The organism is Cupriavidus sp. GW821-FHT02F09 (genome assembly GCF_059421605.1).
In genome coordinates, this window is record NZ_JBWKVH010000037.1 from 20,730 (window position 1) to 34,559 (window position 13,830).

Below are 13,830 nucleotides of genomic sequence, written 5' to 3' on the forward strand. Positions count from 1 at the left end.
TGGCGTGTATCTTGCAGCACAATTTCGACACAGTTGCGGCCAGGACGCCACATGACTGGCGGTCCGCGCATCAGCTCGCTAGGGATAATGCTAAGTATTAATGCAGGAGATTATTGCTATCCTGACCCGTCCAGTACACGTATGCAGCGCCAAAACATGGAGAGAGACGACATGGAGAAGCCCGAAAAGACCGAGGCCGGGTCCGGTATCGGCACCTACAACACCACCCCCGGTGCGGGCAGCCACCTGCCCTTTCCAGCGCCGCCCAGTGCCAGCGTGGCAGGACGCAAGCTGTCCGAGTCCACCCACCAGCGCCGCAAAGCGGAGCCGCTGCTGCGGGACGCGCCCAACGTGATGATCGTGATGCTGGACGACGCGGGTTTTGCGCACCCGGACACCTTCGGCGGTGAAATCCATACGCCCACGCTCACGCGGCTAGCCGACAGCGGCATCCGCTACAACGCCTTTCATAACTGCGGCGTGTGCTCGCCCACGCGCGCCTCGCTGCTCACCGGGCGTAACGCGCACCGCGTCGGCTACGGGCATATTTCCGAATACGCCACGGACTGGGACGGCTACGTTGGGGTAATTCCCCAAAGCGCCGGCACCCTGGCCGAAGTGCTTCGGGCCTGGGGCTACAACACCGCCGCCTTTGGAAAATGGCATAACACACCCGCCAACCTGACCACGCAGATGGGCCCGTTCGACCGCTGGCCCACAGGTCACGGTTTTGACCACTTCTACGGCTTCCTGGGCGGCGAAAGCTCCCAGTACGAGCCGCGCCTGGTCGAGAACACCACGCTGATCGAGCCACCGCATGACGAGAGCTACCACCTGACCGAGGACATGGCCGAGAAAGCCGCGCGCTGGCTGCGCCGCCATACCGCCATCACGCCGGACAAGCCATTCATGATGTACTGGGCGCCTGGCGCGGTGCATGGGCCACATCAGGTCTTCAAGGAATGGACCGACAAGTACAAGGGCAAGTTCGACGACGGATGGGATGCCTACCGGGAACGCGCTTTCGCGCGCCAGAAAGAGATGGGCTGGATCCCGGAATCCGCAGAGCTCACGCCGCGCCCTGACACCCTGCCAGGCTGGGACAGCATCCCCGAAGCCGAACGCCCTTTCCAGAGGCGGCTGATGGAAGTCTATGCGGGCTTCCTGGAACATACCGACGCGCAGCTTGGCAAGATCATTGATGAACTGGAACGCCTGGGCTTGCGCGAGAACACGCTGGTGTTCTTTGTGTTCAGCGACAACGGCGGCAGTGCGGAAGGACAGAACGGCACCGTTGTCGAATTGCTTGCGCAGAACCGCATCCCCAGCACGATCGAGCAGCATCTTGACGTTCTGGACGGCCTGGGCGGGCTCGACGCGCTGGGCGGCCGCAAGACCAACAATATGTACCACGCCGGCTGGGCCTGGGCCGGATCCACGCCATTTCAGAGCACCAAGCTGATTGCCGCCCACTTCGGCGGCACGCGCACGCCCCTGGTGGTCTCGTGGCCACGCGGCATCAAGCCGGATAGCGTGCCGCGCACGCAGTTCCATCATGTAAACGACATCGCGCCCACCATCTACGACATCCTGGGCATCACTGCGCCGCTTGAACTCAACGGCGTGGCGCAGGATTCGCTGGACGGCATATCGATGGCCTACACCTTCGCCGAGCCGGCCGCGGCCGGCCGCAAGGGCGTGCAGTACTTCGAGGTCGCCGGCAGCCGCATGGTGCATCACGATGGCTGGACGGCAGGTGTGTTCGGGCCGCGCATTCCCTGGGTGACCACGACGCCTGGGCTGGATACCTGGGATCCGGACAACGATGTCTGGGAGCTTTACCACATCCGCACGGACTATTCGCAGGCACGGGACCTGGCCCAGGAACAGCCCGGGAAGCTGGCGCAGATGAAGGATATGTTCGCCGCGCAGGCGGGGATCAACAAGGTCTACCCGTTGGGCGCGGTCTATCGGGTGGTGATCCATCCGACAGACCGCGTCGCCCCCAAGCAGGCTGCCTGGCGCTTTAGTGGGGACATCACGCGCATTCCCGAGAACGCCGCGCCGAACATCCGCTCCCGCGACCACATCGCCACCGTGGATGCCGAGTTCGGCGAGCGCGCCAGCGGCGTGCTCTATGCCATGGGCGGCTTCAACGGCGGCGTCAGCCTCTTCATGGACGACGGCTACCTCGCCTACGAATACAACATGCTGGGGATGTGCCGCTACAAAGTGCGCTCGCCCGATCGCCTCTCTGCAGGCAGGCACGCCCTGGAGATCGAGTTCACGATGTCCGAAGGCCGGGCACCCAGGCGCGCCGCCAGCTATGTGCTACGCGTGAACGGCGAGCAGATTGCCGCGGCGGAGGTGGGCATCACGGTGCCTGGTGCCTTCAGTGCATGTGAAACCTTCGACATCGGGTGCGACCTCGGCTCGCCCGTCGCGCATGAGTATTTCGACCGCGCACCGTTCCGGTTCAGCGGCACCGTCCATGAAGTCTGGCTGCGCTACAAATAAGGAGACAGAACATGCAAGACATCGAAGACCGTCCTTCGGCACTCGTGACAGGCACTGGCTGCGAGGCCGTGGCAGAAGGCGTATGGCTGCTGCACGGCCAAGGCCAGTCTTTCGTGGCCGACGTTGGCGGCGGCTTGCTGGTAGTGGATGCTGGCCCCGGCGGCAAGGTCACGCGCGGCATGATTGCCGCCCTGCGCGCCAGTACGGACCTGCCGGTCATCGCCATCTGCTTCAGCCACGGCCACATCGGCTACAACGCCGGCCTGCCCGAATGGTTGGCACATGCGAGCGGGCGCGGCGAGCCGGCGCCGCGCGTGCTCGCCCACGCCAATGTGATCGGCCGCCGGGCCCGTTACCAGGCCACCATGGGCCTGCAGGAACGCATGGCCGAAATCCAGTTCCGGCACCGCGCCGGCAAGCTCGCCGGACGCCTGGTTTGCCCCGCGCCGACCGAGACCTTCACCGATGGGATGACCCTCGGACAGGGCGCGCGGCGCGTCGAGATCATCTGGGCCCCGTCGGAAACCGACGACGCCATCGCCGTCTGGCTGCCCGGCCTGCGGCTGCTGTATGGCGGCCCGGCCGTCATCGATTCGATCCCGAATATCGGCACACCTTTCCGCACCCTGCGCGACACCGTGCGCTGGGCCGAGACGCTGGAGCGGCTTGCCGCGCTCCAGCCAGGCACGGTGGTACGCGAGTTTGGCGCAACCCTTGAAGGCAGCGAATCGTGCCAGCACGTCTTGACGCAGACGGCGCGCGCGCTGCGCTGGCTGCGCGCCGAGGTTGTCAGGCTGATGAATGCGGGCTGCGGCGAGCGCGAGGTACTGGCGTCGCTAGAACTGCCGCCCGAGCTGTTCGACCAGCCCTGGATGCGGCCGACCTATGGCGATCCGAGTTACATCGCACGCGACATCTACCGCTCGGAGAATGGGTGGTGGGACCGCAACCCGACCTCCCTGCATCCGGCGCCGCCCGAGCGGGCGGCCGCGGAGATCGTCGCGGCCATCGCCGACCATGACGCCGTGATCCGCCATGCGCAGGCGCTGGCGGAACGCGGTGAGACTCAGCTCGCCCTGCATGTGATCGACGTGCTGGCTACCGCGCGCGACGATACGCCCACGCTCGCCAAGGCAAGGTCGCTCAAGGCCCGCTGGCTGCGGGAGCGCGCTGGCCAGGTCCGAAGCTATGTGTCGCGCAGCCTCTATACGGCAACCGCGGACATGATCGAGCAAGGCAACGGGCACGCCTTTGGCATTCGCTGACGCTGGCACAGGCCCCTCACGGGCTCCAAGAGAGACAAACATGTCCAACATCGCAAAGCAATGCCCATCGCCCAACCCTGTGCGGAGCGGCGTCATCTCACGGCGGCATGCCATGCGCAGCCTCGGCGGGATCGCCATGGCGGCATTGGCAAGCGCCGGCAACCTGGCGGCGGCTGGCGCGGCCCATGCCGAACCCGCTTGGCCGGCGCGGCCTATCCGCCTGGTTGTGCCGTCTTCGGCCGGTAGCGGCACCGACCTCTTTGCCCGCCTGCTAGCCGAGCGCCTGGGCAAAGCGCTCAAGCAAAGCATCGTGATCGACAACAGGACCGGTGCTACCGGCATGATCGGCAACGACGCCGTCGCCAAGGCCAAGCCGGACGGTTACACGCTGTTGTTTACCTATGCGGCGTCCGTGGTGATCAACCAGACCCTGCAACCGAAGCTGCCCTACGATGCCTTGCGCGACCTGATCCCGGTGGCCCAGGTTGGCTCAGGGGGCAATTTCTTGGTGGTTTCGCCGGATTTCCCCGCGCGCAACCTGAAAGAGTTCGTCGCCTACATCAAAGCCAATCCCGATGCCTACGACTACGCCTCCTGGGGCGTGGGCTCCGGCGGCCACCTGACTATGGAGTCGCTCAAGATGCAGGCCGGCATCAAGCTGCGGCACGTGCCATACAAGACGGTGCCGCAGATCCTGAACGACCTGCAGGGCGGCATCGTCAAGGTGGCCTTCGTCGATTCTTCCTCGCCCTTGCAGTTGATCCGCGCCGGCAAGATCCGGGTCATCGCGCTGAGCGGCACGCGCCGCGGTCCGGCCCTGCCCGACCTTGCCACCATGACCGAGCAGGGCTTTCCCTTCCATACCGATAGCTGGTATGGCATGTTCGCGCCGGCCGGCACACCAGCGCCGATCGTGCAACGCCTTAACGCGGAGGTGAACCGCGTGCTGGCCGACCCGGAGATGCGGGAGCGCTTCATCCAGTTGAACATGTCCGAGATGCCGCCCAAAAGCAGCGAGCAGTTCGCGCAGACCGTGCGCAGCGATATCCGGATGTGGAGCGAAGTCATCCGAGCAAACCAAATCAGCGCCGAGTAGGACGCTCTCCATCTCCGGATTGCCAGTCACCAACCCTCTAGTGCCTTGCGGTCTTGGTGGCTGGGGCGTTGATCTGAGTGAGCTCGGCGACATTGCCTTCACCATCGACGACAGACCTCCGAACTTCTCCGACACCGCCACCATACCGCGGCATGGTGTTCACGGGCGCGCCCAATCTGGTCTGGGTCTTCGGGTATTTACGTGCGAGCCGGATCATGCCGCAGCGGCCAGTCTTATCAATGCCTTCCGCCGCTGGCATGGGCAGACGCCGCATCCGTTCCGGCCGGCTAGCGGGGCCAGTCCCGCTAGCCGGCGCGCCGCATCAGGCTGAAGCTCTGGGCAGTCGGCCCGGCATCACCCAGTCCTACCAGGAACAATGCCAGCGGCACCACGTCTTCCGGATTCTTCATCCATTCCCCGGCTAGCGCGAGTGTCTCGCCGAAGCCGGTCATCTCGGCGCGAACAGGCCCGGGGATCAGTTCATTGACGCTGATGTTGGCGTCCTGCAATTCCACGGCCAGTGTCTGCATGAGCATCCACATGCCTAGCTTGGCGCTGGCGTAGGATGACATCCCCGGATTTGGCCGGTAGCGCGAGCCGGAACCGGTAAAGATCATCTTGCCGCCGCCACGCCGCCACGCCGGCGCAGATGCGCGATGGCGGCGCGCGCCGTATGGAAGGCGCCAATCAGATTGACCTCAATTCAGGGATTTGCCGCGAATCGTGCCTGTGTCCGCCCTTCGCGTATCCGCACCACGCTGTCGGAGCCCTTTGCATATTCGATCGACGCATCCACGATGCCGAACAAGTGCATAGTCCCCGCGCAAACATCGCCTGCCAGCAACGCGAGTCCCCAACACCGTCCATACCTTGTTCTTCGCCTGCTCTGTCTCCCGTTCTCGCTAGTTGTTTAATCTCTTTTGATCTGGCGTCGCACCGCTACTCCGCCTTCAGCCCGGCGATCTTGACGGCTTCGCCCCGGGCGGCAAGGTCGTCGCGCACCAGCCGGCCAAGGTCTTCGGGCTTGGACGGCGCGCCGGGCCGTAGGTAGATGGCCTCGAAGCGCGCTCGGTGGGCGACGCGATTATCTTGCTGATCTCCGCGTTGAGCCGCGAGACGATCGACGCCCGCAGGTTCCGGGGCCCGAACACGGCCAGCCAGCTGGCGTAGTCGAACTTCACCCCCTGCTCCGACATGGTTGGCACGTCGGGCAGCGGTAGCAGCCGCTCCGGCCCGGAGACCGCCACGGCGCGAATGCGGCCGGACTTCAGGTGCGGCAACGCGGATACCGAATCAGCGAAGCCTATCTGCACGTGCCCGGCCGCCAGGTCGTTGCTGCATTGGGTGGCCGTCTTGTAGGGCACATGTCGCAGCTTGATGCCCGTCCTGGCCTTCAGGACCTCCATGGCGAGATGGCCGCCGGAGCCAACGCCCCAGGAGCAATAGGCCAGCTCGGTCGGGCTGGCCTTGACGTAGTCGAAGGCGAACCTGCCGTACGACCCGGTCAAGGACTTCACGCCCAGGCCCAGCGAGAGCGTGCTCTTCGTGGCGCCGATCGGCTCGCCCAGGCTATCGGCTGGGATCTCATGGTTGTCTCACGCAAGGCCGGCCGGCTTTGTCATTGAAGCGGTCCGCGGCGGTATGGCCAGAGCCTGCCCCGCCGCCATCAGATCGCCGACGGATGCTGCGCCAGCGGCGTGACCTGGACGGTCATATAGGGAAACAGCGGCAGCGACGACAGCAGCGCGTGCAGTTCATCGTTACTCTCCACATCGAAGATGCTGACGTTGGCGTAGCGGCCCACGACGCGCCACAGATGAGGCCACTTCCCGGATTTCTGGATCTCGATGGCCCGCGCCTTCTCGGCGGCCTTGATGGCGTCGGCCTGTTCGGCCGGCAGGGAGTCGGGGATCTTCACTTCCATCTGCACGTGGTAAAGCATGGTGTGTCCTTGAAGGATGGTTGCTTGGCGGGGCACGGTCGCGCGATGCGCCGGCCGGGGCCCGCCCGGTAGTGGACAGCGGGGGCTGGTCCGGCTCAGCCCGCGCCGTCGCCGACCGTCTCGGTGCGCAAGGGCTTGAGCCGGCCGATGAAAGTCTTGCCGTGCTCGAACCAAGTCTTGCGGATGTCGGAAGCCATATAGGTGGCGTAGGCCGCTTCGTTCTCGAACCAGCATTCGCCGATGGCATCGACGTGGCCGATGCTAAAGAAGGGCACGTGGGTGTCGGTGGGCTGCTCGGCGACGAGTCGGACCTCGTATTTGTGAAGGCCCGGCACGTCGTGCGACATGTCGTAGTGCCGCCGGCATTCGGCGCGGAAGGTGGCATCGGACATGCCTTCTGGCTTCACCAGCAGGTACAGCATGCGGATCATCGTGTCTCCTCTTGGTATGGATCAGTTCTGTGTGGCGCGCGCCTGCCGGCGCCGCGCATCAAGTATGCGCCCGCGCGGGCTCGGCGAGCGCTGTCACGGCGCGGGTATCGGCGTTGGCGCCTTCCGCCGCGCCGATGTGCTCGATGACGATGCCTCGTGTCTCGGGCAACAGCAGGATGCCGAACACGGCGACGGCATAGGCCACCAGGCAGAAGGCGCCCATGGCGTTGGCGAGGCCGATGTGGGTGGATAGCACGCCGACGCCGACGACGGAGCCCGCGCCCACAGACTTGCCGACGTTGTAGGCGAAACCCATGCAGGTGGTGCGCACCTGGGTGGGGAACATCTCGCTCAGGAAAGGCCCCAGCGCGGCGAACATACCGATCGCGGAGAAGCCGACCAGGAAGCCGAGCACGGCGGCCAGCACCGGGTTTAGCGGCAGCAGCATATAGCAGGCGGTGACGATCCACGCGCACACGGCCAGGCCTATCAGCGTGGGGCGCCGGCCGATGCGGTCGGCCAGGTCTGCGGCCACGGCGAAGCCGCAGAACGAGCCGAAGGACATGATGAATACGGTGACGATCATCGAGGACGCGGCCACCTGGCGCTGGGCGAGCAGCGAGGGCAGCCAGATCAGGATGGCGTAGCAGCCGGCCTGCAGGCCGATCACCAGTACGCTGGAGAGGATCAGCGAGCGCGCGTACTGGCGGCTGAACACCGAGGCCAGCGAGGCGCGCGCCGTGCGGCTCTGCCTGGCGCGCTCGAACATGGCCGAGTCCTTGATGTGGCGGCGGATGAAGAGCACGATCGAGGCCGGGATCACGCCGCTCCAGAAGGCCACGCGCCAGGCCAGCTCATGCGGCAACCAGGCCAGCAGCGCCGTGGCCACCACCACCGCCAGCGCCCAGCCCAGGGCGAAGCCGGATTGCACGAAGCCCATGGCCTTGCCACGGTGCTTGGGGTCGATCACCTCGGCCATCAGCGCGGCGCCGACGGCCCATTCGCCGCCGAAGCCCAGCCCTTGCAGCGTGCGCGCGACCAGCAGTTGGTTGTACGACTGCGCGAAGCCGGCAAGCACACCGAAGAACGTGAACCAGACGATGGCGAACACCAGGATGCGCGCGCGGCCGTAGCGGTCGCTGAGGATGCCGGCGCCCCAGCCGCCGATGGCAGTGACGACCAGCGCCACGGTGCCCAGGACGCCCACTTCGGCCTTGCTCAGGCCCCACGCCGCGGTTAGCGCGGGCAGCAGGAAGCTGAACATCTGCATGTCGAAGGAATCCAGCGCCCAGCCGGAATAGCAGGCCCAGAACGTCTTCTTCTGCTGGGCATTCCCAGCCTTGTACCAACCTGTCATTGTCGTCTCCTGTCTGTTCTGACTCTTCTGTCTTTTCTTGGTCCTGCTGCCGTGCGCGGCTCCCGCCCCGTGCTCAGGCGTACTCGGCCATGACCATCGTCGTGAAGTCGAGCGCCACGTCGGTGACCGACTGCAGCGCCTGCGGCGACATGTCGCCGACGATCTCGATGACCGACACCCCTTGCGGGCCGATGGCGAAGGTGCCGAGTTCGGTGTACACGCGGCCTACGCATGCCATCCCGGTGAGCGGGTAGCTGCACTGGTGGCGCAGCTTGCTCGCGCCATCCTTGGTCAGATGGTCCATCATCACGAACACCTGCTTGGCGCCGATAGCCAGGTCCATGGCGCCGCCCACCGCGGGGATGGCGTCGGGCGCGCCGGTGTGCCAGTTGGCGAGGTCGCCGCGTTCCGAGACCTGGAAGGCGCCAAGCACGCAGATGTCGAGATGGCCGCCGCGCATCATGCCGAAGGCGTCGGCGTGGTGGAAAAAGGCCGCGCCGCGTTCCAGCCGGATCGCTTCCTTGCCGGCGTTGATCAGCTCCCAGTCTTCCTGGCCGGGTTCGGCGGCCGACCATTGCCCCAGCACGCCGTTCTCGCTGTGCAGGATGACTTCGCGGTGGCGCGGCAGATGGTTGGCCACCAGCGTGGGCAGGCCGATGCCGAGGTTGACGTAAGCGCCGTTGGGGATGTCGCGCGCGACGCGCGCGGCCAGCAGGTTTCTTGCCACTTGGTCCATTTGCCTCACCTTGCCTGTACGTTTGCGTTTGCGCTTGCCTGCAGGTTTGCCGCCGCGCCTTCCAGCCCGCGCATCGGCAGCGCACGGGCACCGTCGCGCAGCACCACGCGCTTGACGAAGATGCCGGGCGTGACGACGGCCTCTGGGTCCAGTTCTCCCAGTTCGCACACACGCGTCACCGCGGCGATGGTGGTGGTGGCGGCCATCGCCATCACAGGTGCGAAGTTGCGCGCGGTCTTGTTATAGACGAGGTTGCCCCAGCGGTCGGCTGCCGCGGCGTTGATCAGGGCCACGTCAACGTGGATGGGATACTCGAGCACGTAGTCGCGCGCGCCGATGCGGCGCGCCTCCTTGCCTGCCGCCAGCAGCGTGCCGTGGCCGGTCGGCGTATAGAAGCCACCGATGCCGCAGCCGGCCGCGCGCAGGCGCTCTGCCAGCGTGCCCTGGGGAATCACTTCGAGCTCGATCTCGCCGGCGCGGTACAGTGCCTCGAAGACATAGGCATCGCGCTGGCGCGGGAAGGAGCACATCAGCCTGCGTACGCGGCGCGCCTTGAGCAGCGCGGCGAGGCCGGTGTCGCCGTTGCCGGCGTTGTTGCTCACCACGGTGAGATCCTTGGCCCCCTGTTCGACCAGGGCATCGATCAATTCGTCGGGCATGCCGGCGCCGCCGAATCCGCCGATGGCGATGGTGGCGCCATCGGCCACGTCGGCCACCGCCTCGCGCGCTGTTGCGTAGAGCTTGTCGATCATGTCTCGCGTCGTTGTTATCGGGTACGGCAAGATTGCCATGCACCTGCCAGCCAAACAATTTCGCGATTTGCAAGCACCCTTAGCACTGCGTTAAAGACTGGGTCAGGGCCGTCGTGAAGGGCCGGCGGGAAGCCTTCGGCAAGGTGCGCTTATGCCATGCGCGACGAACGGCGAAGGGCCTCGCGCGCTGTGCCGAGGGCAACTGCGAACGGTGAAAGGAAGGCGAAGAGAAGGGAAAGAGAAGGCGCCCCGGGTGGGCGGGAAGAGTGACAGGTGGCCCGCCGCCCCCGCAGCTAGGCCGCGCCGCCGGCGGGCGCGTAGTGGCCGATAAGGCGGTTGGCGAACTCGCGCGCAAAGCTGGACAAGCCTTCCAGGTCCCGCGCGCAGACCTGGAAGGTGCGCACGGCCCAGTCGTCGAGCAGGTCGCTGCAGCCGATGCGCTGCTCGGCCTTGAGGCGCGCGAAGGCGGCCTTGGGCATGATGGCAATGCCGGCGCCGGCGGCCACCATGCGGCAGGTGGCGTCGTAGCTGGCCACGTGCACCCGGATTGTCATGCGCTTGTGCAGCGCGCCCGCAGCGCGCGTCAGGAACATCTGGTAGGCGCTGCCCTCGAGCAAGGCGACGAAGGCATGCTCAAGCGACTGCTCGAACCACACGGCCGGCTCCGCGAGCAGCGGATGGCCGAGCGGCGCGACCAGGATCAGCGCGCTCTTGACGAAGGGCACTGCCTGCAGGCCCGCGGTAGGCACATTGCCGGAGATGATGCCGAGATCGGCGCCGCCCTCGCGGACCACGCGCACCACGTCATCGCTCAGGCGCTCGCGCACGTCGATGCGCACATCCGGATGGGTGGCGAGGTACTCCCCGATGACCGGCGGCAGGTATTCGGTTATGGCGGTGGTGTTGGCCACCAGCTTGACCTGTCCGCTCAGGCCCGCGGTGAAGGGCTGCAGGTTGCCGGTGAGCCGCTCCAACTCGGCCAGCACCACGCGCGCGTGGTGCAGGTAGACCTCGCCGGCAGCCGTCAGCGCCACGCCCTGCGGCGAGCGCTCCAGCAGGCGTACGCCGAGCGTGTCCTCGAGATTCTTGATGCGGTTGCTGACCGCCGGCACCGAAAGAAACGAACGCTCGGCGCCGCGGGTCAGGCTGCGCGTTTCCGCCACGTTGACGAAAAGGCGGAAGTCGGTGATGTCGAAGGGAACAGCCATGCAGCAGGTCTCGCGGCTCAATCATGTAGCAGGGAATGATAACCCCGATGCGGGAGAAACCTGGCGCCATGGCGCGGGCGCCGGCGCGCAGCCCGGCCGCCTTGTGCTACCAGCCCGCCGGCTCGAAGCGGAAGCCATGGCCCTGGCGCCGCACGTAGCCACAGTACGGCTCGCCGAAATGCACTGGCAGCACCAGCGCGCCGGTGTCTGCGGCCTGGTTGAGGAAGGTCAGGCGCGTGCTGCGGGCAAGGTCCGGGCGGATACAGTAGCCGGAGTTCACGTCCGGGCGCACGATCTGCAGCGGACTGTGCAGGATGTCGCCACAGAAGATTGCCTCCTCGCCGCGCGAACGGACCCGAAACGCGACCTGTCCCGGGCTGTGGCCGGCGGCGGACTCTACCTGCAGGCAATCGGCGATCTCGCGCCCCGACTCGATCATCTCGGCCAGCCCCGCGTCGACCACCGGCATCACGCTGTCGAAGAACGATTCGCCGAACACGTCCACCACGCCCGGCGCCTTGTTGCGGCCCTGCTCGCAAAAGACGAAGTCGTCCTTGGGGAGGTAGTAGCGCGCGTTGGGGAAGGTGGGGACCCAGCGGTTGTCCTGCCAAGTGGTGTTCCAGCCGACGTGGTCGGCATGCAGGTGCGTCATGACCACGTGGGTGACCTTCTCCGGCGGCGCCCCGGCCGCGATCATCCATTCGCGCACCAGGGTATTGAGCATGTTCATGCGTGCGATGCCCGCGCGCGGCTTGAAGTTGCCCACGCCGGTATCGACGACGATGATATGGCTCCCCGCGTGCACCACCCAGAACTGGATCGTCACGATCAGCTTGTTCATGTGAGGGATCCAATGGTGCGGCGCCATCAGGCCGGCATTCGCATCCAGGACCGAGCGGTCGATGTCGGGGAACAGGAAGGCCGGATCGTGCGTGGGACCGGCATATTCGAGGATACGGGTGACCTTCAGGTCGCCGACGGTGCGCGTTTGCATCATGATACGGTGTCTCCTTCTTTGTTCTATGCGGACCGGGACCGGTGCGCCCGGCGGCTCCGCTTGGCAGGCTCCAAGCATCGACGATTTCGCCGCAGGTGCCAATTTCGCTTTCCGAAAGTGGGGTTTCGGACGGCGTTACCCGCCGCAGCCAGCGGCATCCGGCGACGTCCGCCCCTGCCCTCCGCCTCGCCTGACTGCCACCCTCCCCCTGCGCCGCCTGAGAGGCTGCGACGGCAGTTCCCCGACTTGCTCCCTGTGCTCGGCACAAAACCGTGTCGTATTTCCAAATTGTGAGGTGTGGGAAGCGTATCAGCAGGGTGAAGGCCATCCGTGGGGCAACATGCTGTCTTCCGGCCGCCCCTATATCGAATCCGCTGCCTGGCTGGGCATTGCCCCGAGCGTATGCATAGCGCTGACGCTGCTCAGCGCGGCCGGCGCCCAGATCCTCAACGGCATCTCGTTCGACATCGTGCCGGGCGAAGTGCTGACGCTGGTCGGCGAATCCGGCAGCGGCAAGACCATGGCCGGCCGCGCAGTGATGCGCCCCTTGCCGGCGCAGGTGCACCAGACCGGCGGCACCATCGCGCTTGCGGGCAGCGACATCGCTATCCCTTCGGAGCGCGGCATGCGCGGGTTGCGCGGTCAGGTGGCGGGCATGGTCTTCCAGGAGCCCATGGTCTCGATCAACCCGGCGATGACGGTAGGCGCTCAACTGCGCGAAGGCTTGATGTTGCACGAGAAGCTGACGGCGCAGGCCGCGCGCGAGCGTGCCGTGGCCATGCTGCGGCGCGTTCAGATCGCGGACCCGGAAAACTGCATGGCGTCATACCCCACGCGTTCTCGGGCGGCATGCGCCAACACATCATGCTGGCCTCGGTGATACTGCTCAAGCCCCGCCTGCTGATCGCCGACGAACCGACCACAGCGCTGGACGCGCTGAGCCAGCGGGAAGTCATGCAAATCATGGCCGACCTCACGCGCACCAGTGGCACCGCCGTGCTATTGGTGACGCATGATCTGCAACTGGTCGCCCACTACGCCGACTCGGTGCTGGTGCTAAGGCGCGGCAGCCAGGTCGAATCGGGCCCGGCCGAAGATGTGTTGCGCAACCCGCGCGAGGCGTATGCGCGCAGCCTGATCGACGCCCTGCCAAAGCGCGACGACAATCGCCCGCCCGTGCCGGGCCCGTCGAAGTGGTTGCGGTGGTGGGCGGCTCTGGCTCCGGCAAGACCACGCTGGGCAGCGCTTCCCTGCCAACGCAGCAATACGAAAATGCCGACATCTGCACTTCTGGTTATGTGTCGTTCGGGACAAAACTCAACAACTTTGAGACGTGACACTTGGCATGGCGCCCCGCCGGCCGTTCCTTTTACCCACTAACTTTGAGAATTCAACCCACCAACTGCGAAACAAAACCCACTAACTTTGAGACGTGACACGTGACAGTGACGCCAGACAGCAGCGACCCGTTGTCGCACCCCGCACCGCAGCATAGATCGCCTTTTCGTACTAAACTTTCACAACTTCCT

The 13,830-nt window shown here is 65.9% G+C and carries 14 protein-coding genes; 5 read left to right on the forward strand and 9 right to left on the reverse strand.

What is annotated here, in order from left to right:
- The first annotated feature begins 171 nt into the window (after positions 1 to 171).
- The 3 genes from AC07XB_RS29620 to AC07XB_RS29630 all read left to right on the forward strand — a co-directional run bounded on the left by AC07XB_RS29620 (position 172) and on the right by AC07XB_RS29630 (position 4,878).
- Complete coding sequence (locus AC07XB_RS29620; RefSeq protein WP_492830982.1) at positions 172 to 2,517, forward strand: arylsulfatase; 2,346 nt, start codon at positions 172 to 174, stop codon at positions 2,515 to 2,517.
- An 11-nt stretch (positions 2,518 to 2,528) separates the two neighbouring features.
- A complete protein-coding gene (locus AC07XB_RS29625) occupies positions 2,529 to 3,782 on the forward strand; it encodes an alkyl sulfatase dimerization domain-containing protein (RefSeq protein WP_492830981.1) in 1,254 nt (417 codons plus the stop codon).
- Positions 3,783 to 3,894: 112 nt separating this feature from the next.
- Entirely contained in the window at positions 3,895 to 4,878 is a 984-nt protein-coding gene (locus AC07XB_RS29630) for a Bug family tripartite tricarboxylate transporter substrate binding protein (RefSeq protein ID WP_492812440.1), read from the forward strand.
- A gap of 305 nt (positions 4,879 to 5,183) precedes the next feature.
- On the opposite strand, the gene AC07XB_RS29635 is transcribed toward AC07XB_RS29630, so the two are convergent.
- The 9 genes from AC07XB_RS29635 to AC07XB_RS29675 all read right to left on the reverse strand — a co-directional run bounded on the left by AC07XB_RS29635 (position 5,184) and on the right by AC07XB_RS29675 (position 12,301).
- Positions 5,184 to 5,495 carry an SDR family NAD(P)-dependent oxidoreductase gene (locus AC07XB_RS29635; protein WP_492830980.1) on the reverse strand — a complete coding sequence of 104 codons (312 nt, stop codon included), beginning with the start codon at positions 5,493 to 5,495 and terminating at the stop codon, positions 5,184 to 5,186.
- Positions 5,496 to 5,828: 333 nt separating this feature from the next.
- On the reverse strand, positions 5,829 to 6,395 hold the full coding sequence (locus tag AC07XB_RS29640) for a tripartite tricarboxylate transporter substrate binding protein (protein WP_492812392.1): 567 nt from the start codon (positions 6,393 to 6,395) through the stop codon (positions 5,829 to 5,831).
- A 149-nt stretch (positions 6,396 to 6,544) separates the two neighbouring features.
- Positions 6,545 to 6,820, reverse strand: coding sequence for a muconolactone Delta-isomerase (gene catC, locus AC07XB_RS29645; protein ID WP_416051852.1), 276 nt, complete (start codon positions 6,818 to 6,820; stop codon positions 6,545 to 6,547).
- 95 nt (positions 6,821 to 6,915) lie between these two features.
- Positions 6,916 to 7,251, reverse strand: coding sequence for a 4-carboxymethyl-4-methylbutenolide mutase MmlI (mmlI, locus tag AC07XB_RS29650; protein WP_492812390.1), 336 nt, complete (start codon positions 7,249 to 7,251; stop codon positions 6,916 to 6,918).
- Positions 7,252 to 7,309: 58 nt separating this feature from the next.
- Positions 7,310 to 8,608: an MFS transporter gene (locus tag AC07XB_RS29655; RefSeq protein ID WP_492830979.1), complete on the reverse strand. Its 1,299-nt coding sequence runs from the start codon at positions 8,606 to 8,608 to the stop codon at positions 7,310 to 7,312.
- 73 nt (positions 8,609 to 8,681) lie between these two features.
- Positions 8,682 to 9,344, reverse strand: a complete 663-nt coding sequence (locus tag AC07XB_RS29660) for a 3-oxoacid CoA-transferase subunit B (protein WP_492830978.1) — start codon at positions 9,342 to 9,344, stop codon at positions 8,682 to 8,684.
- 5 nt (positions 9,345 to 9,349) lie between these two features.
- Complete coding sequence (locus AC07XB_RS29665; RefSeq protein WP_416051848.1) at positions 9,350 to 10,096, reverse strand: 3-oxoacid CoA-transferase subunit A; 747 nt, start codon at positions 10,094 to 10,096, stop codon at positions 9,350 to 9,352.
- A gap of 293 nt (positions 10,097 to 10,389) precedes the next feature.
- Positions 10,390 to 11,304, reverse strand: coding sequence for a LysR family transcriptional regulator (locus tag AC07XB_RS29670; protein ID WP_492830977.1), 915 nt, complete (start codon positions 11,302 to 11,304; stop codon positions 10,390 to 10,392).
- A 106-nt stretch (positions 11,305 to 11,410) separates the two neighbouring features.
- Positions 11,411 to 12,301, reverse strand: a complete 891-nt coding sequence (locus AC07XB_RS29675) for an MBL fold metallo-hydrolase (protein ID WP_492830976.1) — start codon at positions 12,299 to 12,301, stop codon at positions 11,411 to 11,413.
- A gap of 340 nt (positions 12,302 to 12,641) precedes the next feature.
- Between AC07XB_RS29675 and AC07XB_RS29680 the strand changes: the two genes are divergently transcribed.
- Both AC07XB_RS29680 and AC07XB_RS29685 read left to right on the forward strand, forming a co-directional pair.
- Positions 12,642 to 13,181, forward strand: a complete 540-nt coding sequence (locus AC07XB_RS29680; protein ID WP_492830975.1) for an ATP-binding cassette domain-containing protein — start codon at positions 12,642 to 12,644, stop codon at positions 13,179 to 13,181.
- The gene (locus AC07XB_RS29685; RefSeq protein WP_494752811.1) at positions 13,127 to 13,681 is read left to right on the forward strand and encodes an ATP-binding cassette domain-containing protein; all 555 of its coding nucleotides are present in this window, start codon (positions 13,127 to 13,129) and stop codon (positions 13,679 to 13,681) included. Before AC07XB_RS29680 ends, AC07XB_RS29685 begins: the two co-directional genes overlap by 55 nt.
- The last annotated feature ends 149 nt before the right edge of the window (positions 13,682 to 13,830 follow it).